The sequence below is a fragment of the Pseudomonas umsongensis genome, assembly GCF_012647205.1.
Classification (GTDB): Bacteria; Pseudomonadota; Gammaproteobacteria; order Pseudomonadales; family Pseudomonadaceae; genus Aquipseudomonas; species Aquipseudomonas umsongensis.
On record NZ_CP051487.1, the window covers coordinates 341,191 to 367,917 of the forward strand.

The window sequence follows — 26,727 nt, forward strand, 5'->3', positions numbered from 1 at the left end:
GGGTCAGGACTCCTGGTCGTGCCGATTGACCCGTGCTTCCAACTGGTTCTGCAGGTGCGATAGCACCGTGGCCAGGACCCAGTAGATCAGCGCGGCGGCAAGGTACATGGTGAACACTTCGAAGGTGCGTGCGGTAATCAGCTGCGCCTGGCGGAACAGCTCCGGCACTTGGATGGTAGCGGCCAGCGCGGTGTCCTTGACCAGCGAGATAAAGCTGTTGCCCAGTGGCGGCAATGCGGTACGCATCGCTTGCGGCAGGATGGCCCGGCGCAATGTTTGCGCACGGGTCATGCCGATACTGGCAGCGGCTTCCCACTGCCCGCGTTCAATCGAACCGATCGCGGCGCGCAGGATTTCGCAGGCGTAGGCCGCCATGTTCAGCGAGAAGCCGATCAGGGCCGCGGGCAGTGGATCGAGCTCCATGCCCAATTGCGGCAAGCCGTAATAGATCACGAACAGTTGCACCAGCAACGGCGTGCCGCGAAAGAACGACACGTAGATGCGGGCCAGCCAGTTGACCGATTTGAAGCGCGACAGGCGCATTAACGCCAGACCGAACCCCATCACCAGGCCGAAGAACATTCCGCCCAGGCTGAGGATGACCGTGTAATACGCGCCCTTGAGCAGAAAGGGCGCGGAATCCAGTGCGAGTTGGAAAGCAGCTTCCATTATTTGGTGACGTCAGCTTGGAAGTACTTTTCCGAGATCTTGGCCAGGGTACCGTCGGCACGCAACTCGTCGAGAGCCTTGTTCACGGCAGCCAGCAGTTCCGGCTCGCCTTTGCGCAGGGCAATACCGGCTTCCTGGCGGGAGAACGCCTGGCCGGCAGCGACGGTTTTCGGTGCTTTCTTGGCGTATTCAAGCGCGGCGAGGCGGTCAATCAGGATGGCGTCTGTACGACCGTTGTTGAGGTCGGCGAACTTGGTCGGATCATCGTCGTAGGTGCGCACGTCGGCGCCTGGTACGTTGGCTCTTACCCACTGTTCGTAGTTGGTGCCAAGGCCCACGCCGACTTTCTTGCCGGACAGGTCAGCGGCGCTCTTGATGTTCAGCGCGGCTTCCTTGTCCTTCAGCACCAACGCCTGGATACCGGAAACGGTGTATGGCTCGGAGAAGTCATACTTCTTCTTGCGTTCGTCGGAGATGGTCACCTGGTTGACCACTATGTCCAAGCGCTTGGATTCGAGAGCGGCGAGAATGCCGTCCCACTTGGTTGGCTGAATCTTGGCCTTGACGCCCAGCTTCTGGGCCAGGGCTTCGGAGAGCTCGACCTCGAAACCCGAAAGCTTGCCGTTTTCATCGACGAAGCTGAACGGAGGATAAGTACCTTCCAGGCCGACGTTGATCACGCCTTTATCCTTGATCTGTTTCAGTTGCTCACCGGCCCATGCCTGGCCGATCAGGCCGGCGCTCAGCGCCAGACCTAGCGAACCCACCAGCAGATTTCGACGTAGTGCGGAAAAATTCATGACAAGCCCCTGTGTTTTCTTATGGAAGACGCTTAAGGAAAGTTGGCAAAATCGGGATTTGGACGACTGCGATATCCTGCCTTAAAGCAGCGCACGCGTCTCGTTACAAATTCGCCTGGGGCGTGACTATATGATGGCGCTTTTAGATTAGAAAATAATAAATTCTATTTTTATTATTTCTTAAGGGAATATGTGTTGCCCGGGAAGATCGCAGCCTTCGGCAGCACCTACAGAGGCTGCGATCTTTGATCTTGGCTCTTTACAGAAAGCTTGTATAGGCGAACAACGCTGGCGCTCCACCAGTGTGCAGGAAGATGATCGGCCCTTCATTGAAACGCTGGTGCCCGATCCCGTCCAACAACCCCGCCATGGCCTTGCCCGTGTAGACCGGGTCCAGCAGCAGGCCTTCCTGACCAGCCACCAGCTTCACCGCTGCCAACGTCCCGGCATTGGGCTCGCCATAGCGCGGTGCGAAGTATTCATCCCACAACTCAACCTTGAAGCTCGCCGGCAATGGCATCTCCAGCAACTCGGCGGTACGCTCGGCCAGGCCCTGGACTTTTGGCCGCTGATCTTCATCGCTGCGAGAAACGGTGACGCCGATGACTGGCAAATCCGGCAACGCTTCACTCAACGCCAGTGCCAGGCCACTGTGTGTCCCGGCACTGCCCGAGGCCAGGACGACGGCGGCGAAATTCAACCCGGTGTCCTTGATCTGCTCGGCCAGTTCCAGCCCGGCTCGTACATACCCCAAGGCACCCAGCGCATTCGAGCCACCGATCGGCACCAGGTACGGCTTCTTGCCGTTGCTGCGCAGACGGTTGGCCAAGGCTTGCAGTTGCTCATCGGCGTTATCCAGGTTCTCTACCAACTCAACCTTGGCATCGAACAGGTCCAGCAACAGCCGATTGCCGTTGCCGACGTAGTTGGCGTCGTCGGTGCCCAGCGGGTTTTCCAACAGGGCCACGCAACCCAGGCCCAGCTTGGCGGCAATGGCCGCGGTCTGGCGCACATGGTTGGACTGCAGAGCCCCGGCAGTGATCAATGTATCGGCGCCTTGGGCCAAGGCGTCGGCTGCCAGGAATTCAAGTTTGCGCAACTTGTTGCCGCCCATCGCCAGTGGCGTCAGGTCATCGCGTTTGACATAGATGTCGCGACCCAGCCAGGCCGACAGGCGTTCGAGTTTTTCCAGGGCGGTGGGCTGACCGAGCAGGTCGAGACGATTAAAGCGGGCAAGCTGTTGTTTGATCATGGGTCCGTACTGGCGGTGGAAGGTCTCTGGACTATAGGCACGCCACTTTGTCGGGGCAACCGCCAATCGCTTATAGCCGTTTGTGCTTATCACAGCACAATTGGTTCTTAATTTGGCTTGCGGGCCTTGCCGTAAAGTAATCGCCGTTAGTGCGGCCAGACAGTCCGGCCGCCCGTGAGGAGTTTTTACCGTGAGTGAACGTTCCAGCCATTGGCAATTGCAAACCATCGTCAGCCAACTGCGCACGGCACGTGAGCAGTGGCGTGCACAAAACGGCCGCGCCAGCGGTGAGCAGGGTGGTCGCGAATTGCCGTCACGGGCGGCCATGGCGGATATTCTCGAAGCGCTCTGCGGTGCGCTGTTCCCGATGCGCCTGGGGCCGGTGGACTTGCGCGAAGAGAGTGAAGATTTCTACGTCGGCCACACCCTTGATGTGGCGTTAAATGCGTTGCTGGCCCAGGCGCGGCTTGAATTGCGCTACGCCGCACGGCACAGCGCCAAGGTCGACACTGAGGTCGAGGCTAAAACCATCCAGATCATCCAGGACTTCGCCCTCGCGTTGCCGGGGCTGCGCAGTCTGTTGGACACCGACGTCCTGGCGGCCTATCACGGCGACCCGGCGGCGCGTAGCGTCGACGAAGTGTTGCTGTGCTATCCCGGTATTCTGGCGGTGATTCACCATCGCCTCGCGCACCATCTGTATCGCGCCGGGCTGCCGTTGCTGGCACGGATCAGCGCGGAAATCGCCCACTCGGCCACCGGCATCGACATTCACCCGGGCGCGCAGATCGGCCGCAGTTTCTTTATCGACCATGGAACCGGCGTGGTGATCGGCGAGACCGCGATCATCGGCGAGCGGGTGCGGATCTATCAGGCGGTGACCTTGGGGGCCAAGCGTTTTCCCGCGGACGAAGACGGCCAGTTGCAGAAGGGCCAGGCACGGCATCCGATCGTCGAGGATGACGTGGTGATTTACGCCGGCGCGACGATTCTGGGGCGGATCACCATCGGCAAGGGCTCGACCATTGGCGGTAATGTCTGGCTGACCCGCAGCGTACCGGCAGGCAGTAACCTGACCCAGGCGAATTTGCAGCTTGATGACGGGGCGCAGAAGTAAGTCCTGAGACCTCCGCTGCTCGATATGCCGCCTTCGCGAGCAAGCCCGCTTCCACATTAGATGCGTACCTGCCTGGCAACTCGGTCTAATGTGGGAGCGGGCTTGCTCGCGAATGGTTTCAAGGCGAACCCTGGTAATGGCGTCCAGCAATTTTGCGGTGGGCCAATCCTCCAAAATCCGCGTAATACACCTCCTTGAGCTAGTGTTCAACCACGACCGCCGAACCTTGCGATTAGTCCTTAGCACCCTATTCATGTTTAACTTGAACGTTCATTCAAGTTAAACCGGTGGTTCGCTGCCCGCTCACAACAGGAGGCTTGCCTTTGCTGAGTCCGATTTCTACAGCCACGTCCAACCCCTTCGAGGTGCACCTTCAATGAGTGCATCGTCCATTCCCCCAAGCGGCCTGGTCCGCATGAATCCGCCGGTTTTCTACTTCGCGGCGACCTTCATTCTGTTGTTCGGTGTCGTGGTCATGGCCATGCCCGAACAGGCCGGCGCCTGGTTGCTGGCGGCGCAAAACTGGGCAGCCAACACCGTTGGCTGGTACTACATGCTGGCGATGACCCTGTATCTGGTCTTCGTGGTGGTCACCGCGTTATCGGGCTACGGCAAGATCAAACTCGGTGCCGACCACGACGAGCCCGAATTCAGTTATCTGTCCTGGGCCGGCATGCTGTTCGCTGCCGGAATCAGCATCACGCTGTTTTTCTTCTGCGTGTCCGAGCCCCTGACCCATATGCTGCAACCGCCTCAGGGCGAGGCGGGCACCGCGGATGCGGCGCGGCAGGCGATGCAGATCCTGTTTCTGCACTGGGGCCTGCATGGCTGGGGCGTGTTCGCCTTTGTCGGCATGGCGCTGGCCTACTTCGCCTACCGACATAACCTGCCGCTGGCCTTGCGCTCGGCGCTGTACCCGCTGATCGGCAAGCGCATCAATGGCCCCATTGGCTACGCGGTGGACGGCTTCGGCATTATCGCCACAGTCTTCGGTCTCGGCGCCGACATGGGCTTTGGCGTGTTGCACCTCAATTCGGGTCTGGACTACCTGTTTGGCATCGCTCACACGCAGTGGATTCAGGTCGGGCTGATCACGCTGATGATGGGCGCGGCGATCATCGTGGCGGTGTCCGGTGTCGACAAGGGTGTGCGAGTGATGTCCGACATCAACATGCTGCTGGCCTGCGCGCTGCTGCTGTTCGTGTTGTTCGCCGGGCCGACCCAGCACTTGCTCAATACCCTGATCCAGAACATTGGCGATTACCTTGGCGCCTTGCCGATGAAGAGTTTTGATCTCTACGCCTACGACAAGCCCAGCGACTGGTTGGGTGGCTGGACGGTGTTCTACTGGGCTTGGTGGATCGCGTGGTCGCCGTTCGTGGGCCTGTTCATTGCGCGGATCTCCCGTGGCCGGACCATCCGTGAGTTTGTCTTCGGTGTATTGCTGATTCCGCTGGGTTTCACCCTGGCGTGGATGTCGATCTTCGGCAACAGTGCCATCGACCAAGTGCTCAACCACGGCATGTCGGCGTTGGGCATGTCGGCCATCGACAACCCGTCGATGACCCTCTACCTGCTGCTGGAAACCTACCCGTGGAGCAAAACCGTGATTGCGGTCACGGTGTTCATCAGCTTCGTGTTCTTCGTCACCTCCGCCGATTCCGGCACCGTGGTGTTGTCGACGCTGTCCGCCAAGGGCGGCAACCCCGATGAAGACGGACCGAAATGGCTGCGGGTGTTCTGGGGCGCGATGACCGCGCTGGTGACCAGCGCGTTGCTGTTCTCCGGCAGCATAGATGCATTGAAGTCAGCCGTGGTCCTGACTTCATTGCCGTTCTCGCTGATTTTGCTGTTGATGATGTGGGGGCTGCATAAAGCGTTTTACCTGGAGTCGCAGAAGCAGATTGCACAAATGCATTCCCTGGCGCCGGTGTCCGGCTCGCGGCGTGGTGGCTGGCGGCAGCGCTTGAGCCAGGCGGTGCATTTCCCGTCGCGGGATGAGGTCTATCGCTTCCTCGATTCGACGGTGCGCCCGGCCATCGAAGAGGTGTCGGCGGTGTTTATCGAAAAGGGCCTGAGCGTCGTGACTCATCCCGAACCGGTCAACGACAGCGTCAGCCTGGAAATCGGTCACGGCGACGAACACCCGTTCATCTACCAGGTACAAATGCGCGGCTACTTTACGCCGTCGTTTGCCCGGGGCGGCATGGGCTCCAAGCAGCTCAACAATCGTCGCTATTACCGGGCTGAAGTGCATCTGAGCGAGGGTAGCCAGAATTACGATCTGGTGGGCTACACCAAGGAGCAGATCATCAACGACATCCTCGATCAGTACGAGCGGCACATGCAGTTCTTGCACCTGGTGCGTTGAGCGGCTCTTCAGGTCTCGGTGGTCAACACCATGAACAACACCAGCGCCGCCACCGGGATACCGAACACGGCGCTGCCAACCATCACCTCCGTGCCTAATGGCTGGCGGGCATGCACGATGCCCACCGCGCCATTGATCAGCGTCAGGGCCAGCCACAGCACGATAAAGCTGTAGGCGAGCACTTGGCGGGGGAAGCCGATTTTTTCGCCGATGTACAACATCAAGGCAAGCAGGATCAGCCCGAACGTGATGATGATGGTGGTGTGCATGGTGTTTGCCCCCCTTCAGGTGTGTGCTGCCACAAGATTCACCGCGATCCCTGTGGGAGCGAGCCTGCTCGCGAATGGTGTCGCTGCGGTTTTAGTGTGAGCATAGTTAAACCAGCCCGCCATTCACCCGCAGAATCTGCCCATTGACCCACGCCGCCTCCGGCCCGACCAGGAACGTCACGACACGGGCAATATCCTCTGGTTGCCCTAGGCGCTCCAGCGGCGCCATTTTGGCGAAATTCTGGATCTGCTCTTCGCTCTTTCCATGCAGGAACAAATCGGTCGCCACCGGCCCCGGTGCCACGGCATTGACCGTGATATTGCGCCCGCGCATCTCCTTGGAAAATACCTGGGTCAAAGATTCCACCGCGGCCTTGCTGGCGATGTACACGGCGTAGCCCGGCAGATTCAGGCCGACGGTACTGCTGGAAAAATTGATGATCTTCCCGCCGCTATTCAAGCGTGTGGCCGCTTCGCGCAGGGTGTTGAAGGTGCCGCGCGCATGGATGTTGAAGTTCTGTTCGAACAATTCGTCGCTGTGCTGCGCCAGGGGCATGACCTTGAGGATACCGGCGTTATTCACCAATACGTCGACCTTGCCCAACTGGGCTTCGGTCTCGTCGAACATCCGGCGCACGTCATCCGCACTGGCCACGTCGGCCTTGATCGCTATGGCTTGATGTCCGGCCTGACGCAACTCTACAACCAGTCTTGAAGCTTCGCTGGCGCTGCTGGCGTAGTTGATGGCGACCGCGAATCCTTCGCTGGCCAGTTGCCTGGCAATGACCGCACCGATGCCGCGGGAGGCGCCAGTCACGAGGGCCACCCTGGAAGTTTGAGTAATCATGCGATGCTCCTGTTGATGGGGTGTGGGGGCCAATTTCACATGTTTACCCAAGCCGATAAATGCAGCAGAGTTGCCTTGACTGTTCAATAATCGCCAACAATCAAGGGGATCGCCGTGGATCAGGTCAAAGCGATGAAGGTGTTCGTGCGGATCTATGAGCGCAGCAGCTTTACGTTGGCTGCGAATGACCTGAATTTGCCGCGCGCAACCCTGACCCACACGCTGAATCAATTCGAAGCCTGGCTGGGCACACGCTTGCTCGAGCGCAGCACGCGCAAGGTGCGCCCCACGCTGGACGGCGAGGCGTACTACCTGCGTTGTGTGCAACTGCTGGCAGAGCTGGAAGAGGCCGAATTGGCGTTTCGCGGCGTGGCGCCAAAAGGACGGCTGCGGGTCGACTTGCACGGAACCCTGGCCAAACATTTCGTGATCCCGGCCTTGCCGCAATTCATGGTGCGCTACCCGGACATCGAACTTTCCATCAGCGAGGCCGACCGCCTGGTTGACTTGATCGCCGAAGGGGTCGACTGCGTGCTGCGCGCCGGCACGTTGAGCGACTCCGCTCTGATCGGCAAACGTGTTGCCAGCCTGCGCCAGATCACCTGCGCCAGTCCCGCTTATCTGCGCAAATACGGCGAACCGAAAAGCCTCGACGACCTGAAAAATCACCGCGCGGTGAATTACGTCTCACGCACGACGGCCAAGTTGTTCCCGTTCGAATTCATGGTCGATGGCGAGCTCAAGGAAGTGCCCATCGACGGTGCCGTTTCGGTATTCGGCGCGGAGATCTACGCGGCCTCGGCGATCGCCGGATTGGGCCTGATCCAGTGCCCGCATTACCGGATGGAAACGCAGATCGCCCAAGGGCTGATAAAGGAAGTCCTTATTGAAACACCGCCGCCACCGATGCCGGTTTCAGTGCTTTATCCACACAACCGGCACATGTCGCCACGAGTTCGGGTGTTTGTGGATTGGTTGGGGGAGGTGTTTGCGGATGCCGGTTGAAGATCGTTCCCACGCAGAGCGTGGGAACTATCGGCCATGAAACGTTTCAGCTTTTTTCGAATCCAGGGTTTTCTGACGTTTGTCCGGGCGTATGCTGGGCAACCAGATTCAAGACAGACAAGAGAGGATTCGATGACTTACACCGCTGCCGAAAACCGCTACGACTCCATCCCTTACCGCCGCGTGGGCCGTAGCGGGCTGGTACTGCCGGCGCTGTCCCTGGGCCTGTGGCACAACTTTGGCGACAGCACGCCGATCGACACCCAGCGTGCGTTGTTGCGCACGGCGTTCGACCTGGGCATCAACCATTTCGACCTGGCCAATAACTACGGTCCGCCGTACGGCAGTGCCGAGATCAACTTCGGGCGTTTGCTGCGTGAAGACTTCAAGCAGTACCGTGACGAGTTGATCATTTCGAGCAAGGCCGGTTGGGACATGTGGCCCGGTCCTTACGGTCAGGGCGGCGGTTCGCGCAAGTACGTGCTCGCCAGCCTTGACCAGAGCCTGCAACGCCTGGGCCTCGACTATGTGGACATTTTCTATTCCCACCGTTTCGATCCGGATACCCCGCTGGAAGAAACCGCCAGCGCCTTGGCTACTGCCGTACAACAAGGTAAAGCGTTGTACATCGGTATCTCGTCTTATTCCGGGGTGAAAACCCGCGAAATGGCGGCGCTGCTCAAAGAATGGAAAGTCCCGCTGTTGATTCACCAACCGGCCTACAACTTGCTCAATCGCTGGGTCGAAAAGGACTTGCTGGACACCACCGATGAGCTCGGTACGGGGGTGATTGCGTTCACGCCGCTGGCTCAGGGGCTGCTGACGGACAAATACCTCAACGGCGTGCCGGCGGATGCGCGAGTCAACCGTCCGGGCGGTGATTCGTTGCAGGCTTCGCACTTGTCCGAGGCCAACATTGCCCATGTGCGTGCGCTCAATGAGATCGCCAAGCGTCGCGGTCAAAGCCTGGCGCAGCTGGCGCTAGCCTGGACCCTGCGCGATCCGCGGGTGACTTCGGCGTTGATTGGCGCGAGCCGACCGGAGCAGATCATCGAGAACGTCGGGGCGTTGAAGAATTTGAGCTTCAGTGTTGAAGAGTTGGCGCAGATTGATCGATTTGCCCAGGAGGGTGGGATCAATCTTTGGGAGAAGCCGTCGACCGCGGAGTAAGTGATCGGCACTGGATTTCTGGTGCCTGTTCCGACCTCTTCGCGGGCAAGCCCGCTCCCACAGTGTCCGAGTCGTACACAAAGTCTGTGGACACTATTGAACCTGTGGGAGCGGGCTTGCCCGCGATGGGGCCATCAGAGTCAGTACAAAACTGGCGGATCAGCGAAAGAACGGCACATCCCCCAGCACCGTCGCCCGCTGCATCACCCGGCGCGCTGGGCGGTAATCATCCACGGCGTAATGCTGAGTCACGCGGTTGTCCCAGAACGCGATGTCGTCTTTCTGCCAGCGCCAGCGAATGGTGAATTCCGGGCGGGTGGTATGAGCGAACAGGAACTTCAAGATCGCCTCGCTCTCGGTTTCCGATAATTCGTTGATTTTCGAGGTGAAGCCCTCGTTGACGAACAATGAACGGCGCCCGCTCACCGGATGCGTGCGGATCACCGGGTGAGACAGCGGCGGATTCTTGCGCCGAGTCTCTTCCCATTGGGCCAGTGCTTCAGGTGTGTTGCCATAGCGCTCCAGTGGAAACGAACGGGTGAAATCGTGGGTGGCGGTCAGCCCTTCGAGCAGGTTTTTCATGGGCGCCGATAAGGCTTCATACGCCGCAATGCCGCTGGCCCACAGGGTATCGCCGCCAAACTCCGGCAGCAGCTTGGCGCTGAGGACCGCGCCCATGGCCGGGGTCGGGAGGAAGGTCACGTCGGTGTGCCAGATCGCGTTGTCACGCACGTCGGTGACGGCGGTGTCGAGGACCAGCACCTCCGGTTGCTCCGGCACGTTCGGGTAGATCGGATGGATGTGCAGGTCGCCGAAATTGGCGGCGAATCGTGCCTGCTGCTGCGGGGTGATCGGTTGGTCACGGAAGAACAGCACCTGGTGCTTGAGCAGCGCCTGCTCGATGGCGTCGCGTTGTTCCAGGTTCAGCGGCTGGCTGACGTCGACGCCGCTGATCTGTGCGCCGAGGGCCGAGCTTAGAGGGACGATGGTCAGGTTGCTCATGGTGGTTCTCTTCAATCCGGGTATCGAACAAAAACAGGAGGCATTAGTGAGCCTGGCCGTGCCATGGCACCAGCTTGCGTTGCAGGGCACGCAGGCCCATCTCCATCGCGAAGGCAATCAGCGCGATCACCAGAATCCCCAGCACCACCACATCGGTGACCAGGAACTGCGCAGCGGACTGCACCATGAAACCCAGGCCGCTGGTGGCGGCAATCAGTTCGGCGGCCACCAGCGTCGACCACCCCACGCCCAAGCCAATGCGCACCCCGGTCAATATGTCCGGCAAGGCGCTCGGCAGGATCACATGGCGGATCAATTGTGCACGGGTCGCGCCCAGTGACTGCGCGGCGCGCAATTTGGCCGGGTCGACGGTGCGCACGCCAGTGGCGGTAGCGATGGCAATCGGGGCGAAAATGGCCAGGTAGATCAGCAGCACTTTCGACAATTCGCCAATACCGCACCAGATCACGATCAGCGGCAGGTAAGCCAGCGGTGGAATAGGGCGGTAGAACTCGATCACTGGATCGAGAATGCCGCGTGCAATGCGGTTATGTCCGATAGCGATACCGACTGGCACGGCCGTCAGCACCGCAAAGCCAAGGCCCAGGCCGATGCGGCTGAGGCTCGCGCCCAAGTGCTGCCATAACGTCGAATCCATGTAGCCACTGGTGACCAGCAGCCAGCCTTTTTGCAGCACGGCGGACGGTGGCGGCAGAAACAGTGGCTCGATCATTCCTGTGGCGGTGACAGCCCACCAAATGAATATCAGCGCGATCAATGTCAGCACACTGATCCAGCGAGTACTCAAGCTACGGCGCAGCGCAATGGCTGTAGTACCTGGTTTAACCGCTGAGGCGGGAATTTCGTAGCTGCTCATGCGCGCTCCTGCCGCTGGGCGGCGCTGCGTTGGGAGAACACTTTGGCAAGCACGTGCTCGCGGGTTTCGATAAAGCGCGGATCGGACTTGATCGACCGTGCCGATTCACCCGCGGCGTAACGTTGACCGAAATCCAGATGCAGGCGCTCGACGATCTGCCCGGGATTGGGTGCCAGTAGAATCAGATCCGTGGCGAGAAACACCGCTTCTTCGATGTCGTGGGTAATCAGGAAGACAGGTTTGGCGGTGCGCCGCCAGACTTGCAGCAGCAGCTCTTGCATCTGTTCGCGGGTGAAGGCATCCAGGGCCCCGAAGGGTTCGTCCATCAGCAATACACGCGGATCGGCAGCGAGCGCGCGGGCCAGGCCGACACGCTGTTTCTGGCCGCCAGAGAGTTGCCAGATCCGGCGGCTTTCAAAACCGGCGAGGTCCACCAGCGCCAGCATTTCCCTTGCGCGGATTTCGCGTTTGCCCCGAGCAATGCCGGCCAGTTCCAGGCCGAAGCCTACGTTGGCCAGCACGTCCTGCCAGGGCAGCAGGGCGTCATCCTGGAACACCACGCCGCGCTCGGCACTCGGGCCTTTGACCGGTACGCCATCGAGGGTAATACGCCCGGCACTGGGCTCGACGAAACCGGCAATCAGGTTCAACAGCGAGGTCTTGCCACTGCCGGACGGGCCGAGGGCAACCAGCAACTGCTGGGGCCCGAGGGTCAGGGAAATATCCGCCAGCACAGGTTCCGGGCTGCCGGGGTACTGTGCGCTGATGCGCTCCAGCTGTAGCAAAGCCATCGCCATTAACTCCTGATCAATCCGTGATGAACTTGGCGCTGACGTACGGCGCGTAGTCCGGCAATACAGCATCAACCTTGCCTTGTTCCTTGAGGAACACGGCGGTGTCGGTGATCGCCTTGGTGGTCGGCGCGCCGAGGGTGACCACTTGATCAGCCGCCAGCGGGTAAACGTTGCCTTGCAGCAGCAGCGGAATGTCGCTGGCCTTGGCGCCGGACAGTTTTACCAGCTTGTCGACGTTGCCTTGATTGGCGAGCCAGGCTTGCGGGTCTTTGCGGTAATCGGCGTAGGCATCCAGGGTCACTTTGGCAAACGCGGTGACGATTTCCGGGTGCTTCTCGGCGAAGTCCTTGCGCACGATCCAGGCATCGAAGGTAGGCGCACCGAACTTGGCCAGTTCACCGGAGGTGATCAGGACTTTGCCGTTTTCCTTGGCCACACCCAGGGCCGGGTCCCACACGTAGGTGGCGTCTATGTCACCGCGTTTCCAGGCGGCAATGATCGCTGGCGGCGCCAGGTTCAGCACCGTGACTTTCGATGGGTCGATGTTCCAGTGCTTGAGCGCAGCCAGCAGGCTGTAGTGGCCGGTGGAAACGAAGGGTACGGCGATTTTCTTTCCGATCAGGTCTTGGGGAGTCTTGATCCCGGAACCTTCGCGGGCCACCAGCGCTTCGGCGGCGCCGATCTGGGTCGCGATGAGGAAGGTTTCCACTGGTACTTTGCGGGTGATCGCTGCTGTCAGCGGACTGGAACCGAGGTAACCGATCTGCACGTCACCCGAGGCGATCGCGGCGATGATGTCGGCACCGTTATCGAATTTGCGCCAGTTGATGTCGGCCTTGGTGGCTTTTTCATACGCGCCGTCGGCCTGTGCGACTTTTGCCGGGTCGACGGTGGTCTGGTAAGCGACAGTCACGTCGGCTGCCTGGGCCAGAAAGCTCGCCGCCGCCAGAGAGGCGGCCGCCAGGAGGCGAAGGGGGAAATTCAGTTTCATCGGGAAGCTCCTTGTCAGGCGACTGAGAGTCGGCGTGAAAGGAGACTAAATGATATAAGAATTCGAAAATAAATAACTTTTTCGAATGAGCTTATGAGCGGAAAATTCTAAGCCGGAGCGTAGCTGATCGTTCCCACGCGCAGCGAAAGATCGCCTCCATGGACGCTGCGCGTTCGGCTTTGGGACGCAGAGCGTCCCGGGCTGCATTCCCACGCAGAGCGTGGGAACGATCAGTGCGCTAGTTGCTGATCGCCAGAATACTCGCCTGGTACGCACCAACGAACACATCGAAATCACCCACTTCGTTCTGCTCAAGCTCGGCTTGTTGGGCCAGCGATGAACGCGCCAGCTCTTCAAACCTGGCCTGTTGCTCTGCCGGCAACGGCTCGCTGCGGAAAAACTCGGCGTGTGCCCGGCTCTGACGCAGGGAAAATTGAGCAAAGCTTTCCTTGTGCTCGGCCATTGCCGCCAGCACCTGGGCCGATGGCGTCAGGGAAGGGTTCTGGACCTTGGCCATCTGCGCGTCCAGTGCTTTGCTATGGGCGTCGCCGCCATGGCTCTGGTCAAGCAGTGCGGCCAGTGGGGCAATCTGCTCCAGCAATTGGCCCGCCCACTCTTTCAGGTCGACCGGTTGCCCGTTGCGCTGCAATTGCAGGCCTGGGCGACGACCTTCCTTGACCACACTGAGGAAGTTGGAGGTCGCATTCGAGCAACTGGTGTTGGTCAACAACGGGCTGTCGTTCAGCGCGCAGTACAGCAGGAAGGCGTCGAGGAAGCGCGATTCGGTGAGATCGATGCCCATTGGCAGGAACGGGTTGATATCCAGGCAGCGCACTTCGACGTACTGGATGCCGCGGGCCATCAGCGCCTGGATCGGCCGCTCGCCGGTATAGGTTACGCGTTTGGGGCGGATGTTGGAGTAGTACTCGTTTTCGATCTGCAGGATGTTGGTATTGAGCTGGACCCACTCACCGTCCTGGTGGGTACCGACTTCGACATACGGCGCATAGGGTGTCGCCACCGCTTTGCGCAGGCTATCGGTATAGCTGTTCAGATCGTTGTAGCACGGTGTCAGGCCCGCTTGGGCGTTGCTCTGGTAACCCAGGTCACTCATGCGCAGGCTGGTGGCGTACGGCAAATAGAGGGTGTCCGGGTCCAGCTGTTCCAGCTGGTGCGAACGACCACGCAAGAAGCCAGCGTCCAGTGCTGGTGAAGCACCGAACAGGTACATCAGCAGCCAGCTGTAGCGCCGGAAGTTGCGGATCAGTGCGATATAGGACGACGACTGGAAATCGCGGTCGGTGCCGACAAAGCCTTCGGCCTGCTTGAGCAGCGGCCAGAGTTTTTCCGGCAGGGAAAAGTTGTAGTGAATGCCGGCAATGCATTGCATGGTCTTGCCGTAGCGCAGGGCGAGGCCTTTGCGGTAGACGTACTTGAGCTGCCCGATATTGGACGTACCGTAGTAGGCAATCGGGATGTCTTCCTCGGCCGGCAACGGACACGGCATCGAGGGGCTCCACAGGTACTCGTTGCCGAGCTTGCTGTAGGCAAAACGGTGAATGCTGTCCAGGCTCGCCAGCGTATCCGCCGGGTCGGGCAGGGCTGGGGTGATGAACTCCAGCAGCGACTCGGAATAGTCGGTGGTGATCTGTTCGTTGGTCAGCGCGGAACCCAATTCTTCCGGGTGCGGCGTTTGCGCAAGGCGACCTTCATCGGTCACGCGCAGGCATTCACGTTCGATGCCGTGAAGGCACTGTTCGAGCAGAGAGAGGTTAGCGCGCTCGCCGAGCAGGGCCAGGCGGCGGTTGAGAAGTTCGCTCAAGTTGGATTCCTTCACGCGTCAGTCGCCCCAATATGGGGGTGGGCAAGACGGTCTACAAGGGTGAAGTTAAAACTGGCGTTTTCGCCTGGTTTTTGTCGCCGTGCACGTTCTGATCGTCGCAATCCCCTGTGGGAGCGAGCCTGCTCGCGAAGAGGGAGTGTCAATCGACATTGAAGTCGCCTGATACACCACCTTCGCGAGCAGGCTCGCTCCCACAGGAAACTCCGGCGCTGCGGTCACAGCGTCGAAATTAACTCAAATCGATGACATCTAGCTACAGGACAGCGAACGTGCCTTGTGCTTTTGCGACCAGTTTGTCGCCTTGCATCACGTCGGCTTCGACCACCAGCGTGCGGCGGCCCGGGTGGATAACCCGCGCCGTGCACATCACCTCGCCGTCGGCGACGGCGCGGATGTAGTTGATCTTGCACTCGATGGTCGCGCTTTGCTGGTCAAAGCCGTGGGTGCTGGAGCAGGCCAGCCCCATGGCAATGTCCACCAGGCTGAACAAGGCCCCGCCGTGCAGCTTGTTGGCGCGATTGCGCAGTTGTGGCTCAAGCGCCAGGGCGACTTGCGCCACCCCGGTTTCCAGGCTGTGCAAACGGCAACCCAACAGCTTGAAAAATGCGCTTTCGGTGTACCCGGCAGGGATGTCCATCAGCGCTTCTTCAGCTGTTTGGCGTTGGCAAACAGTGACGCCATGGCGTTGTTGCTCGGCGCTGCAGCGGTGGTTTCCTTGCGCGGTGCGGTGTTCTGGGATTGGCGTGGCGCCGAACCCGGACGCGCACCACGAGCACCGTCGACTTTCTCGCCCGGGGTGTCGCTCATGCGCATCGACAGGCCCACGCGCTTACGCGGGATGTCGACTTCCATGACCTTCACTTTCACCACGTCACCGGCCTTCACCGCTTCCCGTGGATCCTTGATGAATTTCTCCGAAAGTGCGGAGATGTGCACCAAACCATCCTGATGCACGCCGATATCGACGAATGCTCCGAAGTTGGTCACGTTGGTCACGACGCCTTCGAGGATCATGCCCAATTCCAAGTCCTTGAGGTCTTCGACACCTTCCTGGAACTCTGCGGTCTTGAATTCGGGGCGCGGGTCGCGGCCGGGTTTTTCAAGCTCTTGCAGGATGTCGGTGACCGTTGGCAGACCGAAAGTTTCGTCGGTGAACTTCTTCGGGTCGAGGCGCTTGAGGAACGCGGCATCGCCAATCAGCGAACGGATATCGCGGTCGGTCTCGGCGGCAATTCGCTGTACCAGCGGATAGGCTTCCGGGTGCACTGCCGACGAATCCAGTGGGTTCTCGCCGTTCATGACGCGCAGGAAACCTGCTGCCTGCTCGAAGGTTTTTTCGCCAAGGCGCGCGACTTTCTTCAGCGCAGCGCGAGTCTTGAACGCACCGTGTTCGTCGCGATGGCTGACGATATTCTGCGCCAGGGTCGCGTTGAGGCCGGAGATCCGCGCCAGCAATGCCACGGAGGCGGTGTTGACGTCGACGCCCACGGCGTTCACGCAGTCTTCGACCACGGCATCCAGGCCCCGCGCCAGTTTCAACTGCGACACGTCATGCTGGTATTGGCCGACTCCGATGGATTTCGGATCGATCTTCACCAGCTCGGCCAGCGGATCCTGCAGGCGGCGGGCAATCGACACCGCGCCACGGATCGACACATCCAGGTCCGGGAATTCCTTGGAAGCCAGTTCCGATGCGGAGTAAACCGATGCGCCGGCTTCGGAGACCATGACCTTGGTCATCTTCATGGCTGGGTATTTTTTGATCAGTTCGGCGGCCAGCTTGTCGGTTTCACGACTGGCGGTGCCGTTGCCGATGGCGATCAGGTCCACCGAATGCTTGGCGCACAGGGCGGCGAGCACGGCGAGGGTCTGGTCCCACTTGTTGTGCGGCACGTGCGGGTAAACCGTGGCGTGATCGAGCAGCTTGCCGGTGGAATCGACCACCGCAACCTTGCACCCGGTGCGCAAGCCCGGGTCGAGGCCCAGGGTCGCGCGCGGGCCGGCCGGAGCCGACAGCAGCAGGTCGTGCAGGTTGTGGGCGAACACGTTGATCGCCTCGGTTTCAGCGCCGTCGCGCAACTCACCTAGCAGGTCGGTTTCCAGGTGGGTGTAGAGCTTGACCTTCCAGGTCCAGCGCACCACTTCACCCAGCCATTTATCGGCGGCGCGGTTCTGGTTCTGGATGCCGACGTGCTGGCCGATCATGCCCTCGCACGGGTGCATGGTGCCCGGCAGTTCATCGCCAACTTTCAGGGCGGAGCTGAGAATGCCTTCGTTGCGGCCACGGAAAATCGCCAGCGCGCGGTGCGACGGCATGCTCTTCAGCGGTTCGTCGTGTTCGAAGTAGTCGCGGAACTTGGCGCCTTCCTCTTCCTTTCCAGCAATTACGCGGGCACTGAGAGTGGCTTCCTGCTTCAGGTAGCTGCGCAGCTTGTCCAGGAGGCCTGCGTCTTCGGCGAAGCGCTCCATGAGAATGTACTTGGCACCTTCGAGGGCGGACTTCACATCGGCCACGCCTTTTTCGGCGTCGATGAAGCGGGCGGCTTCGGTTTCCGGGCTCAGGGTCGGGTCGTTGAACAGGCCGTCGGCCAGTTCGCCGAGGCCGGCTTCCAGGGCGATCTGGCCCTTGGTGCGGCGCTTCTGCTTGTACGGCAGGTACAAGTCTTCGAGGCGGGTCTTGGTGTCTGCGAGCTTGATGTCGCGTTCCAGCTGCGGGGTCAGCTTGCCTTGCTCTGTAATGCTGGCAAGGATGCTGATGCGCCGTTCGTCGAGTTCTCGCAGGTAGCGCAGACGCTCTTCCAGATGACGCAATTGGGTGTCATCGAGGCTGCCGGTCACTTCTTTCCGGTAACGGGCGATGAAGGGAACGGTAGAACCTTCATCGAGTAGCGCGACGGCCGCTTCGACCTGTTGTGGGCGTACACCGAGTTCCTCGGCGATGCGGCTGTTGATGCTGTCCATAAAACCACCTGACAAATTGTGAAAGCAGGCTCGCAGGCGCAACGATGAGGCCTTGGCGAGTCTGGTTGAGCGGCCTGGCCTGCGCCGCTACCTGGATCAAAGGTATCCCGTTGACCCGTGAAATCGAACAATTACTGCCGGCGCCATGAAAATAAAAAGCGGTCAACCGGGGTAACGATCAGACGTTGCCTGACACAAAAGGCCGCGCATTATAACCAGCGTTCTGCCATTCGGGGGCATCGCAGGTTGTAGGCATAATCACCGGATTTCTGGCGATAAAGGAAAAATCTGCTAACAATGCACACGGTGCGTATAACGGCAGCTACGCCATAATGCGCGCCGAGATCAAAGGAGCATCCAATGAGCAGCACTGCAAACATTGCTGAAGGCGAAAAAATTCTTATTGTTGACGACGATCCGGGCCTCAGCAGCCTGCTGGAGCGTTTTTTCGTCAGCAAGGGCTACCGTGCCCGCGCCGTACCGAACACCGAACAAATGGACCGCCTGCTGGCGCGTGAAGTGTTCAACCTGGTCGTCCTCGACTTGATGCTGCCTGGGGAGGACGGCCTGACCGCTTGCCGCCGCTTGCGTGGAGCGAACAATCAGATCCCGATCATCATGCTGACCGCCAAGGGCGACGAGCTGAGCCGGATCAAGGGCCTGGAACTGGGCGCCGACGATTACCTGGCCAAGCCTTTCAACCCGGACGAGCTGATGGCCCGCGTAAAAGCTGTCCTGCGTCGTCAGTCGGCTCCGGTGCCTGGCGCACCAGGCAGCGAAGACGAAAGCGTGACCTTCGGTGACTACGAGCTGTCCCTGGCCACCCGCGAACTCAAGCGTGGTGAAGAAGTGCACATGCTCACTACCGGTGAGTTCGCTGTGCTCAAGGCGCTGGTGATGAACGCCCGCCAGCCATTGACCCGGGACAAGCTGATGAACCTGGCCCGTGGTCGTGAGTGGGATGCCCTGGAGCGCTCCATTGACGTGCAAATTTCCCGTCTGCGCCGGATGATCGAACCCGATCCGTCCAAGCCGCGTTACATCCAGACCGTCTGGGGTGTGGGTTACGTATTCGTTCCGGATGGCGCCGCCACGAAGTAACTGGCGAAGTGATCGTCGATTTGTAGGCGCGAGTTTGTGCGGGCAGAGGGCCTGATGGCCTTGCCCGCAGACTCTCGACCGGCAATGTGCGAGCATCGCTCGCTCCTGCACGTGTTTAACGGTTGCCCATGAAAACCCCGGTTTGGTTTCCCCAGAGTTTCTTCTCCCGCACCCTTTGGCTGGTGCTGATCGTCGTCCTGTTTTCCAAGGCGCTGACCTTGGTTTATCTGCTGATGAACGAAGACGTGCTGGTGGACCGCCAGTACAGCCATGGCGTCGCCCTGACGCTGCGCGCCTACTGGGCCGCCGATGAAAACAATCGCGAAAAGATTGCCGAGGCTGCAACCCTGATCCGGGTGGTAGGCGCCGGTGTGCCGGAGGGTGAGCAACACTGGCCTTACAGCGGGATCTACCAGCGGCAGATGCAAGACGAACTGGGGGCCGACACCGAGGTGCGCTTGCGCATGCACTCGCCTCCGGCGCTATGGGTGCGTGCGCCCAGCCTGGGCGATGGCTGGCTGAAAGTGCCACTGTATCCACACCCGTTGCGTGGCCAGAAAATCTGGAACGTGCTCGGCTGGTTTCTCGCCATCGGCCTGCTGTCCACGGCCTCGGCGTGGATCTTCGTCAGCCAGCTCAACCAACCCCTCAAGCGCCTTGTGTATGCCGCGCGGCAACTCGGCCAGGGGCGCAGCGTGCGCCTGCCGATCAGTGATACACCCAGTGAAATGACCGAGGTCTATCGCGCTTTCAACCAGATGGCCGAAGACGTCGAGCAGGCCGGTCGCGAGCGCGAACTGATGCTGGCCGGGGTTTCCCATGACCTGCGCACACCGCTGACCCGGTTACGCCTGTCGCTGGAACTGATGGGTGACCATAACGACCTGACAGACGCCATGGTGCGCGATATCGAGGACATGGACGCCATTCTCGATCAGTTCCTGGCGTTCATTCGCGATGGGCGTGATGAATCGGTGGAGGAGGTGGACCTGAGCGATCTCGTCCGTGAAGTCGCCGCGCCGTACAACCAGAACGAAGAAAAAGTGCGTTTGCGTCTTGAGCCGATTCAACCGTTCCCGTTGCGTCGGGTGTCGATGAAGCGGCTGTTGAACAATCTGATTGGCAACGCGTTGAATCACGCGGGCAGTGGGGTTGAGGTGGCGGCGTATGTGTCGGGGGATACCAGTGCGCCTTATGTCGTCCTGAGCGTCATGGACCGTGGCGCCGGGATAGATCCATCGGAGCTGGAAGCGATTTTCAACCCGTTCACCCGGGGCGACCGCGCCCGGGGCGGCAAGGGCACGGGCCTGGGCCTGGCAATTGTGAAGCGAATTGCTTCGATGCATGGCGGCAATGTTGAATTGCGCAACCGTTCCGGCGGCGGCCTGGAAGCGCGGGTGCGCTTGCCGTTGGGGCTGATGCTACCGCGGGATGCCGTCTAACCCGATCGTTCCCACGCAGAACGTGGGAACGATCGGTGTGTTAACCCTTGCCTTTGGTCCGCGTCATGTTCGGCCCGCCGTTCTTCTCCAGATGCTCGATGATGATCCCCGCCACGTTCTTGCTGGTGGTGGTTTCGATCCCCTCCAGGCCTGGCGACGAGTTCACCTCCATCACCAGTGGCCCGTGATTGGAGCGCAGGATATCCACCCCGGCCACGGCCAGGCCCATCACTTTCGCCGCGCGTAATGCCGTCATGCGTTCTTCCGGGGTGATCTTGATCAGGCTGGCGCTGCCACCGCGATGCAGGTTGGAACGAAATTCCCCGGGTTTGGCCTGGCGTTTCATGGCTGCAATGACTTTGTCACCCACCACGAAGCAGCGAATGTCGGCGCCGCCAGCTTCCTTGATGTACTCCTGAACCATGATGTTCTGCTTGAGGCCCATGAATGCCTCGATCACCGACTCCGCCGCCGTGGCGGTTTCGCACAGCACCACACCGATACCCTGGGTGCCTTCCAGCACCTTGATCACCAAGGGTGCACCGTTGACCATTTCGATCAGGTCGGGAATATCGTCCGGCGAGTGGGCAAAACCGGTGACCGGCAATCCGATGCCCCGACGTGACAGCAATTGCAGCGAGCGCAGCTTGTCCCGCGAGCGAGCAATGGCCACCGATTCGTTGAGTGGAAAAACCCCCATCATTTCGAACTGGCGCAACACCGCGCAGCCGTAAAACGTGACCGAAGCACCGATTCGCGGGATCACCGCGTCGAAGCCTTCCAGTGGCTTGCCGCGGTAGTGGATCTGCGGCTTGTGACTGGCAATGTTCATGTAGGCGCGCAGGGTATCGACCACCACCATTTCATGGCCGCGTTCTGTACCGGCTTCGACCAGGCGGCGGGTGGAATACAGACGCGGGTTCCGCGACAGCACAGCGATCTTCATGCAACACCTGTGGAGGAGGTAGATACCGGGAACACCGGCTTGTCTTGTACATATTTGATGCCGGGATTGACTACCAACTGGCCATCAATCAGGGCTTTGGAACCGAGCAGCAAGCGATAGCGCATGGATTTGCGGCAGGCGAGCGTGAACTCTACCCGCCAGACCCGATCGCCGAGGGCCAGGGTGGTGCTGATCACGTATCGCACCTGCGCATGACCGTTGGAGCTTTTAATGGTTTTTCTCGTCACCAGCGGTGCTTCGCAGCGGCGGTGACGCAGCTGCACCACCGTGCCCAGGTGCGCGGTGAAGCGCACCCACTGCTCGCCGTCACGGTCGAACGTCTCGATGTCGGTGGCATGCAGGCTGGAGGTGCTGGCACCGGTGTCGATTTTTGCCCGAAGGCCCGCGACTCCCAAATCCGGGAGCGCCACCCACTCGCGCAGACCGACAACGGTCAAATGGTCAAATGTCTTCAAAGTTGCTCAACCGGTAGAAACCGCTCAGGCCGCAAGCGGCCGAATTCGCGGTATTCACGCAGAATAATGGTTAAAAGGCGACAGATATCTACGGCCCGGATTTCCAGCCTCACGGGGAGGTTCTGGAATGTCTGCATTGTAATCCGAGACGGCGTAATTCTTGGTACGAGAGAAACGGTAGTACAGTTCATCAATATTTCAGGACGAGGAAATCCCATGGCACAAAAAAACGACGAGGATGACAAAGTCCGGCTGGATAAATGGTTATGGGCGGCGCGTTTTTACAAAACCCGTGCCTTGGCCAAGGCGGCGATTGAAAGCGGCAAAGTGCACTGCCGGGGTGAGCGCTGCAAACCGGGTAAAGAGCCGCGCATTGGCGATGAATTTGTGATTCGCACCGGTTTCGAGGAGCGCACGGTGGTGGTCCAGGCGCTTTCGATCGTGCGCCGTGGTGCACCTGAAGCACAGACGTTGTACGCCGAAACCGAAGCCAGCATCGCCAAGCGCGAGAATGCCGCGGCCGAGCGCAAGGCAGGCGTCCTGGGCGTGAGCACCGATGGCAAACCGAGCAAGAAACAGCGGCGGGATCTGTTCAAGTTTCGTGGCAGCAGCAACGAATGATTGCCCCGGCCACCGATCGCGCCAGTCGGGCCAGGACTTGTAATTGCGCCTGTGCGTAGCCATATGAGGTAATTAGTCTGCCGAGCATGTGCCATTCGTCGTAAAGCGCGCACAGCCACCGGTCTCAAGGCCACAACCCGGCAGCCATACGCTATAGCCAAGGCGTAACCTCGTCTGTAACCATTTTTGTCACCCATTCAGATACCAGACTTATGACCGACTTACCGGATAACGACTTCACCCAACGCTTCATCTTCGATGACAGCGACACCCGTGGCGAGATGGTTTCGCTGGAACTCAGCTACGCTGAAGTCCTGGCCAAACACGCCTATCCGGAGCCGGTTGCGCAACTGCTCGGCGAACTGATGGCGGCTGCGGCGTTGCTGGTCGGCACCTTGAAGTTCGATGGCCTGCTGATCCTTCAGGCCCGCTCCGAAGGCCCGATTCCATTGCTGATGATCGAGTGCTCCAGCGAGCGCGACATCCGTGGCCTGGCCCGTTACGAGGCTGACCGGATTGCCCCCAATGCCACCCTGGCCGACCTGATGCCGGATGGCTCGCTGACATTGACCATCGACCCGCAGCAGGGCCAGCGCTATCAGGGCGTCGTCGATCTGGACGGCGAAACCTTGTCCGACTGCTTCACCAACTACTTCGTCATGTCTCAGCAGATTGGCACTCGCATCAAGCTCTGTGCCGATGGCCGCCGCGCCCGTGGCCTGTTGCTGCAGCAGTTGCCCGCCGATCGCCTGAAAGACGAGGAAGAACGTGCTGCCAGCTGGCAGCACCTCACCGCGCTGGCCACCACGCTGACAGCCGATGAATTGCTGGGCCTGGACAACGAAACCGTGCTCCATCGTCTCTATCACGAAGAGCAGGTTCGTCTGTTCGATGTGCAGAAACTGCGCTTCCGTTGCAGCTGCTCGCGCGAACGTTCAGCCAATGCGCTGGTCAGTCTGGGTATGGAAGATGCGCAAAACCTGGTGCTCGAGCACGGCGGTAATATCGAGATCGATTGCCAGTTCTGCAACCAGCAGTACCTGTTCGATGCCGCCGATGTCACTCAATTGTTCGCTGGTGCGGGTGTTGAGACGCCGTCAGATACCCGGCACTAAAACGGTTCAGCGCAGGTAAATTCACTGGAAAGTACCGCAATAGCGCCGTTACGACGGGAGGGCCCTACTTTTTTTGGGCTTTTCTGGCATAATCCGGCCCACTTTTTTCGCGGTAGTAGTGCACGACTTTCTACTACAAAACGTTTGGAGCACTCGGCCACTGGCCGACGGGGAACCTCATGACGCAAGCCAATAACGCCGTGTACACCGATCTGAGTGTTGATGATCTGGTCAAAGAAGCCCTCAACCGCGGTGAAGGCGAGCTTGCCGATACCGGCGCACTGGTTGTACGTACCGGTCACCGTACCGGCCGTTCGCCAGTCGATCGTTTCATCGTTGATGAGCCAACCACCACGGGCGCCATCGCCTGGGGCCCGATCAACCGCAAGTTCCCGGCTGACAAGTTCGATGCCTTGTGGAACCGCGTCGAGGCGTTCAACAACGCGCAAGAGCACTTTGTTTCCCACGTGCATGTAGGTGCCGCTTCCGAGCACTACCTGGCCGTGAAGATGACCACCCAGACCGCTTGGCAGAACCTGTTCGGCCGTTGCCTGTTCATCAACCCGGCACAGTACAACCCGGCTGGCCGTGAAGAATGGCAAGTGCTCAACGTTGCCAACTTCGAATGCGTTCCAGAGCGTGACGGCACCAACTCCGACGGTTGCGTGATCATCAACTTCGCGCAGAAGAAAGTGCTGATCGCTGGCATGCGTTATGCCGGTGAAATGAAGAAAGCCATGTTCTCGGTGCAGAACTTCCTGCTGCCGGCTGCCGACGTACTGCCAATGCACTGCGCCGCCAACATCGGCGAAGAAGGCGACGTGACCCTGTTCTTCGGTCTGTCGGGTACCGGCAAGACCACCCTGTCCGCCGACGAAAGCCGTTACCTGATCGGTGACGACGAGCACGGCTGGGGCGAGGGCGTGGTGTTCAACATCGAAGGCGGTTGCTATGCCAAGTGCATCGACCTGTCCGAGAAGAACGAGCCGGTTATCTGGAAAGCCATCAAGCACGGTGCAGTCCTGGAAAACGTCGTGATCGACGACGCCAAGCACGCCGACTACGCCGATGTCAGCCTGACCCAGAACAGCCGCGCCGCCTACCCGCTGGAGCACGTTGCCAAGCGTTCCGAGAAGAACCTCGGTGGCGAGCCAAACGCAGTGATCTTCCTGACCTGCGACCTGACCGGCGTTCTGCCGCCAGTGTCGATCCTCAACGAAGAACAAGCGGCCTACCACTTCCTGTCCGGCTACACCGCGCTGGTGGGCTCGACTGAAATGGGTTCGGGCAGCGGCATCAAGTCGACCTTCTCCACCTGCTTCGGCGCACCGTTCTTCCCGCGTCCGGCTGGCGAATACGCAGAGCTGCTGATCAAGCGCATCCGCGGCTTCGGCTCCAAGGTCTACCTGGTCAACACCGGTTGGACCGGCGGTGGCTATGGCGTCGGCAAACGCTTCAACATCCCGACCACTCGCGCGGTGATCGCAGCGATCCAGAGCGGCGCGCTGATCGGTGCCGAGACCGAGCACCTGGACACCATCAACCTCGACGTGCCAGTGGCCGTACCGGGCGTTGAGACTGGCCTGCTGAACCCACGTAACACCTGGGCCGATAAAGCCGCCTACGACGAAGCCGCCAAAGCACTGGCCGGCCTGTTCATCGAGAACTTCAAGAAGTTTGAAGTGAGCGACGCGATCAAGGCTGCCGGTCCTAAGTTGTAAGCGCTGGATTGAAGCCATGAAAAAGCCGCCCTTCGGGGCGGCTTTTTTTTTGCGCGGCGTTTCAGGTTTTCAGATGCAGGACAAACGCCCCCACCAACACCAGCACAACCCCTGACACCTGCAACTTACCGAGGCGCTCCTTGAAAAAAACATACCCCAGGATCGCCGCAATCCCGCCAGACAATGTACTGATCACCGTCACCACTGAAACCGAGCCTGCCACAGCGCCCCAGGCAAATGATGAAAACCCGCCGAGGTTCATCAGGCTGGCACCGGTCAGTGTCAGGCAATTTTTAAGCGGCGGGAATTTCAGGCCGTCGTCGATTCTGAGCACGATGCCTACCAGCACGATCAGCCCGACAAGATACGCGAGCCAGAGCATCGTCACCGGTCCGAGTACTGGCAGGACAAAACGTCCCTGCAGCCAGAAACTGGTGCCGTAGAACACCGCCGCCAGCAGCGCATAGGCAATGGAACTGCTCGCCTGCGTGCTGTGTGGCACCTTCGGGTCGGAATGCATGCTGGAGAGGACCACGCCAATGACGCAGAGGGCGATGCACAGTAACTGCAGCAGGCTGATCTGCTCACCGCCAGCCCAGGACAGCAACGTGGTCACTACGCCGTAGGAGGTCACCAGCGGGGCGACGATGGAAGCTTTACCCAGGGCGAAGGCCTTGGACAAGGCCAACGCACCAGACACGGTCAGCACAGCGGCAGCGACGCCGATCAGCCAGACATCAAGCGGTGCGGCCATGGACCGGAGAATGAATACGGGGAAGACGATCAGCAGCAGGCTCATGATCGTAAATCCCAGCGCCTGACCGAAATACACGGCACGTTTGACGCCAACCGCTCGGGCGTTCAAGCCCACCAGAAAATCCGTACCGCCCCACAGCAAGGCGGCTAGCAAGCCCATCAATACGTCCACGCAATTTCCTTATTGTTATGCGCCGCGGACGCTACAGGCCTTCGAGCTCCCGGGTGTCCCAGCGTTGATCCTTGATCGCTCGGTAGAGCATGCCGATGGTCAATGGTTCCTTCTTGCCGCGACCCTTGGCCTTACGCTTGAGAAAGACATCGTAGCCCTCGGGGTGAAAGTAGCGATAGCTGTCGTAGTCGACGAAATCGATGGCGAAGTGCTCTTCAAGGGTTTCGATCAAGTGTTGTGCATCGGCACCGTTGCAGCCGAGGTCGAAGTTAATCGAGGTGGTGAGGCTGATCGTTTTGCGTTCGGGGAGGCCGAGTTCTTCGTGCAGTAGCTGGATGAGTAGGTGAAGGGTGGGGTCGTCGGGGAGGTTGGGGGCGAGGTTCATTGCTGGGTGTCCGGGTGGGCTTGA

Annotated in this window: 25 protein-coding genes; 9 read left to right on the forward strand and 16 right to left on the reverse strand. The window is 60.0% G+C overall.

Annotation, left to right across the window (positions count from 1 at the left end):
- Positions 1 to 3 precede the first annotated feature (3 nt).
- The 3 genes from tcyL to HGP31_RS01520 form a co-directional block, all read right to left on the reverse strand.
- On the reverse strand, positions 4 to 669 hold the full coding sequence (gene tcyL / locus HGP31_RS01510) for a cystine ABC transporter permease (RefSeq protein WP_020795811.1): 666 nt from the start codon (positions 667 to 669) through the stop codon (positions 4 to 6).
- Positions 669 to 1,469, reverse strand: a complete 801-nt coding sequence (gene tcyJ / locus HGP31_RS01515) for a cystine ABC transporter substrate-binding protein (protein WP_020795810.1) — start codon at positions 1,467 to 1,469, stop codon at positions 669 to 671. The genes tcyL and tcyJ overlap by 1 nt, the downstream gene beginning before the upstream one ends.
- Before the next feature lie 259 nt (positions 1,470 to 1,728).
- Positions 1,729 to 2,721, reverse strand: coding sequence for a D-cysteine desulfhydrase (locus HGP31_RS01520; RefSeq protein ID WP_168757072.1), 993 nt, complete (start codon positions 2,719 to 2,721; stop codon positions 1,729 to 1,731).
- Positions 2,722 to 2,911: 190 nt separating this feature from the next.
- On the opposite strand from HGP31_RS01520, the gene epsC reads away from it, so the two are divergent.
- Positions 2,912 to 3,838, forward strand: coding sequence for a serine O-acetyltransferase EpsC (gene epsC / locus HGP31_RS01525; RefSeq protein WP_020795807.1), 927 nt, complete (start codon positions 2,912 to 2,914; stop codon positions 3,836 to 3,838).
- Positions 3,839 to 4,253: 415 nt separating this feature from the next.
- Complete coding sequence (gene betT, locus HGP31_RS01530) at positions 4,254 to 6,209, forward strand: choline transporter BetT (RefSeq protein WP_168759123.1); 1,956 nt, start codon at positions 4,254 to 4,256, stop codon at positions 6,207 to 6,209.
- Between the two features lie 8 nt (positions 6,210 to 6,217).
- Here the strand turns inward: betT and HGP31_RS01535 are convergent, their stop codons facing one another.
- Both HGP31_RS01535 and HGP31_RS01540 read right to left on the reverse strand, forming a co-directional pair.
- The gene (locus HGP31_RS01535) at positions 6,218 to 6,478 is read right to left on the reverse strand and encodes a hypothetical protein (protein WP_020795805.1); all 261 of its coding nucleotides are present in this window, start codon (positions 6,476 to 6,478) and stop codon (positions 6,218 to 6,220) included.
- A gap of 106 nt (positions 6,479 to 6,584) precedes the next feature.
- A complete protein-coding gene (locus HGP31_RS01540; protein WP_168757073.1) occupies positions 6,585 to 7,325 on the reverse strand; it encodes an SDR family oxidoreductase in 741 nt (246 codons plus the stop codon).
- Between the two features lie 114 nt (positions 7,326 to 7,439).
- Between HGP31_RS01540 and HGP31_RS01545 the strand changes: the two genes are divergently transcribed.
- Together HGP31_RS01545 and mgrA are read left to right on the forward strand one after the other, a co-directional pair.
- Complete coding sequence (locus tag HGP31_RS01545) at positions 7,440 to 8,330, forward strand: LysR family transcriptional regulator (protein ID WP_020795803.1); 891 nt, start codon at positions 7,440 to 7,442, stop codon at positions 8,328 to 8,330.
- Positions 8,331 to 8,462: 132 nt separating this feature from the next.
- Positions 8,463 to 9,500 carry an L-glyceraldehyde 3-phosphate reductase gene (gene mgrA, locus HGP31_RS01550; RefSeq protein ID WP_033040852.1) on the forward strand — a complete coding sequence of 346 codons (1,038 nt, stop codon included), beginning with the start codon at positions 8,463 to 8,465 and terminating at the stop codon, positions 9,498 to 9,500.
- Between the two features lie 159 nt (positions 9,501 to 9,659).
- On the opposite strand, the gene tauD is transcribed toward mgrA, so the two are convergent.
- From tauD to HGP31_RS01585, 7 genes are all read right to left on the reverse strand, one after another.
- On the reverse strand, positions 9,660 to 10,502 hold the full coding sequence (tauD, locus tag HGP31_RS01555) for a taurine dioxygenase (protein WP_020795801.1): 843 nt from the start codon (positions 10,500 to 10,502) through the stop codon (positions 9,660 to 9,662).
- Between the two features lie 43 nt (positions 10,503 to 10,545).
- Positions 10,546 to 11,379, reverse strand: coding sequence for a taurine ABC transporter permease TauC (gene tauC / locus HGP31_RS01560; RefSeq protein WP_020795800.1), 834 nt, complete (start codon positions 11,377 to 11,379; stop codon positions 10,546 to 10,548).
- Complete coding sequence (gene tauB / locus HGP31_RS01565; RefSeq protein ID WP_033043914.1) at positions 11,376 to 12,170, reverse strand: taurine ABC transporter ATP-binding subunit; 795 nt, start codon at positions 12,168 to 12,170, stop codon at positions 11,376 to 11,378. Before tauB ends, tauC begins: the two co-directional genes overlap by 4 nt.
- 16 nt (positions 12,171 to 12,186) lie before the next feature.
- The gene (gene tauA, locus HGP31_RS01570) at positions 12,187 to 13,164 is read right to left on the reverse strand and encodes a taurine ABC transporter substrate-binding protein (RefSeq protein ID WP_020795798.1); all 978 of its coding nucleotides are present in this window, start codon (positions 13,162 to 13,164) and stop codon (positions 12,187 to 12,189) included.
- Positions 13,165 to 13,402: 238 nt separating this feature from the next.
- Positions 13,403 to 14,986: a glutamate--cysteine ligase gene (gene gshA, locus HGP31_RS01575; RefSeq protein WP_020795797.1), complete on the reverse strand. Its 1,584-nt coding sequence runs from the start codon at positions 14,984 to 14,986 to the stop codon at positions 13,403 to 13,405.
- A 274-nt stretch (positions 14,987 to 15,260) separates the two neighbouring features.
- On the reverse strand, positions 15,261 to 15,644 hold the full coding sequence (locus HGP31_RS01580; protein WP_020795796.1) for a PaaI family thioesterase: 384 nt from the start codon (positions 15,642 to 15,644) through the stop codon (positions 15,261 to 15,263).
- Positions 15,644 to 17,968 (reverse strand): Tex family protein, encoded by a 2,325-nt coding sequence (locus tag HGP31_RS01585; protein ID WP_020795795.1) that lies wholly within the window; start codon positions 17,966 to 17,968, stop codon positions 15,644 to 15,646. The genes HGP31_RS01580 and HGP31_RS01585 overlap by 1 nt, the downstream gene beginning before the upstream one ends.
- A gap of 360 nt (positions 17,969 to 18,328) precedes the next feature.
- Between HGP31_RS01585 and ompR the strand changes: the two genes are divergently transcribed.
- Both ompR and HGP31_RS01595 read left to right on the forward strand, forming a co-directional pair.
- Positions 18,329 to 19,069 carry an osmolarity response regulator transcription factor OmpR gene (gene ompR / locus HGP31_RS01590; protein ID WP_020795794.1) on the forward strand — a complete coding sequence of 247 codons (741 nt, stop codon included), beginning with the start codon at positions 18,329 to 18,331 and terminating at the stop codon, positions 19,067 to 19,069.
- A gap of 128 nt (positions 19,070 to 19,197) precedes the next feature.
- On the forward strand, positions 19,198 to 20,511 hold the full coding sequence (locus tag HGP31_RS01595) for an ATP-binding protein (RefSeq protein WP_168757074.1): 1,314 nt from the start codon (positions 19,198 to 19,200) through the stop codon (positions 20,509 to 20,511).
- Between the two features lie 40 nt (positions 20,512 to 20,551).
- Here HGP31_RS01595 and rimK read toward each other — a convergent pair whose 3' ends face one another.
- Together rimK and rimB are read right to left on the reverse strand one after the other, a co-directional pair.
- On the reverse strand, positions 20,552 to 21,457 hold the full coding sequence (rimK, locus tag HGP31_RS01600; protein WP_020795792.1) for a 30S ribosomal protein S6--L-glutamate ligase: 906 nt from the start codon (positions 21,455 to 21,457) through the stop codon (positions 20,552 to 20,554).
- Positions 21,454 to 21,933, reverse strand: coding sequence for a retropepsin-like aspartic endopeptidase RimB (rimB, locus tag HGP31_RS01605; protein WP_008057587.1), 480 nt, complete (start codon positions 21,931 to 21,933; stop codon positions 21,454 to 21,456). Before rimB ends, rimK begins: the two co-directional genes overlap by 4 nt.
- A 216-nt stretch (positions 21,934 to 22,149) precedes the next feature.
- On the opposite strand from rimB, the gene HGP31_RS01610 reads away from it, so the two are divergent.
- The 3 genes from HGP31_RS01610 to HGP31_RS01620 all read left to right on the forward strand — a co-directional run bounded on the left by HGP31_RS01610 (position 22,150) and on the right by HGP31_RS01620 (position 25,390).
- Positions 22,150 to 22,554, forward strand: coding sequence for an RNA-binding S4 domain-containing protein (locus tag HGP31_RS01610; protein ID WP_020795790.1), 405 nt, complete (start codon positions 22,150 to 22,152; stop codon positions 22,552 to 22,554).
- A gap of 212 nt (positions 22,555 to 22,766) precedes the next feature.
- A complete protein-coding gene (gene hslO, locus HGP31_RS01615; RefSeq protein WP_020795789.1) occupies positions 22,767 to 23,669 on the forward strand; it encodes an Hsp33 family molecular chaperone HslO in 903 nt (300 codons plus the stop codon).
- Between the two features lie 179 nt (positions 23,670 to 23,848).
- Positions 23,849 to 25,390, forward strand: a complete 1,542-nt coding sequence (locus HGP31_RS01620) for a phosphoenolpyruvate carboxykinase (protein WP_020795787.1) — start codon at positions 23,849 to 23,851, stop codon at positions 25,388 to 25,390.
- A 61-nt stretch (positions 25,391 to 25,451) separates the two neighbouring features.
- Here the strand turns inward: HGP31_RS01620 and HGP31_RS01625 are convergent, their stop codons facing one another.
- A complete protein-coding gene (locus HGP31_RS01625; protein ID WP_033038759.1) occupies positions 25,452 to 26,306 on the reverse strand; it encodes a DMT family transporter in 855 nt (284 codons plus the stop codon).
- A gap of 43 nt (positions 26,307 to 26,349) precedes the next feature.
- Complete coding sequence (locus HGP31_RS01630) at positions 26,350 to 26,703, reverse strand: DUF1493 family protein (RefSeq protein ID WP_020795785.1); 354 nt, start codon at positions 26,701 to 26,703, stop codon at positions 26,350 to 26,352.
- Positions 26,704 to 26,727 lie beyond the last annotated feature (24 nt).

Bases quoted from the DNA above. Each gene is read 5' to 3' on its own strand.
- HGP31_RS01520 (WP_168757072.1), bottom strand. From the start codon at position 2,721: ATGATCAAACAACAGCTTGCCCGCTTTAATCGTCTCGACCTGCTCGGT.
- tauC (WP_020795800.1), bottom strand. From the start codon at position 11,379: ATGAGCAGCTACGAAATTCCCGCCTCAGCGGTTAAACCAGGTACTACA.
- hslO (WP_020795789.1), top strand. From the start codon at position 22,767: ATGACCGACTTACCGGATAACGACTTCACCCAACGCTTCATCTTCGAT.
- HGP31_RS01610 (WP_020795790.1), top strand. From the start codon at position 22,150: ATGGCACAAAAAAACGACGAGGATGACAAAGTCCGGCTGGATAAATGG.
- rimK (WP_020795792.1), bottom strand. From the start codon at position 21,457: ATGAAGATCGCTGTGCTGTCGCGGAACCCGCGTCTGTATTCCACCCGC.
- tcyL (WP_020795811.1), bottom strand. From the start codon at position 669: ATGGAAGCTGCTTTCCAACTCGCACTGGATTCCGCGCCCTTTCTGCTC.
- tauA (WP_020795798.1), bottom strand. From the start codon at position 13,164: ATGAAACTGAATTTCCCCCTTCGCCTCCTGGCGGCCGCCTCTCTGGCG.
- HGP31_RS01585 (WP_020795795.1), bottom strand. From the start codon at position 17,968: ATGGACAGCATCAACAGCCGCATCGCCGAGGAACTCGGTGTACGCCCA.
- HGP31_RS01535 (WP_020795805.1), bottom strand. From the start codon at position 6,478: ATGCACACCACCATCATCATCACGTTCGGGCTGATCCTGCTTGCCTTG.
- HGP31_RS01630 (WP_020795785.1), bottom strand. From the start codon at position 26,703: ATGAACCTCGCCCCCAACCTCCCCGACGACCCCACCCTTCACCTACTC.
- tcyJ (WP_020795810.1), bottom strand. From the start codon at position 1,469: ATGAATTTTTCCGCACTACGTCGAAATCTGCTGGTGGGTTCGCTAGGT.
- betT (WP_168759123.1), top strand. From the start codon at position 4,254: ATGAATCCGCCGGTTTTCTACTTCGCGGCGACCTTCATTCTGTTGTTC.
- mgrA (WP_033040852.1), top strand. From the start codon at position 8,463: ATGACTTACACCGCTGCCGAAAACCGCTACGACTCCATCCCTTACCGC.
- HGP31_RS01595 (WP_168757074.1), top strand. From the start codon at position 19,198: ATGAAAACCCCGGTTTGGTTTCCCCAGAGTTTCTTCTCCCGCACCCTT.
- ompR (WP_020795794.1), top strand. From the start codon at position 18,329: ATGAGCAGCACTGCAAACATTGCTGAAGGCGAAAAAATTCTTATTGTT.
- tauD (WP_020795801.1), bottom strand. From the start codon at position 10,502: ATGAGCAACCTGACCATCGTCCCTCTAAGCTCGGCCCTCGGCGCACAG.
- HGP31_RS01540 (WP_168757073.1), bottom strand. From the start codon at position 7,325: ATGATTACTCAAACTTCCAGGGTGGCCCTCGTGACTGGCGCCTCCCGC.
- HGP31_RS01620 (WP_020795787.1), top strand. From the start codon at position 23,849: ATGACGCAAGCCAATAACGCCGTGTACACCGATCTGAGTGTTGATGAT.
- HGP31_RS01625 (WP_033038759.1), bottom strand. From the start codon at position 26,306: ATGGGCTTGCTAGCCGCCTTGCTGTGGGGCGGTACGGATTTTCTGGTG.
- tauB (WP_033043914.1), bottom strand. From the start codon at position 12,170: ATGGCTTTGCTACAGCTGGAGCGCATCAGCGCACAGTACCCCGGCAGC.
- HGP31_RS01580 (WP_020795796.1), bottom strand. From the start codon at position 15,644: ATGGACATCCCTGCCGGGTACACCGAAAGCGCATTTTTCAAGCTGTTG.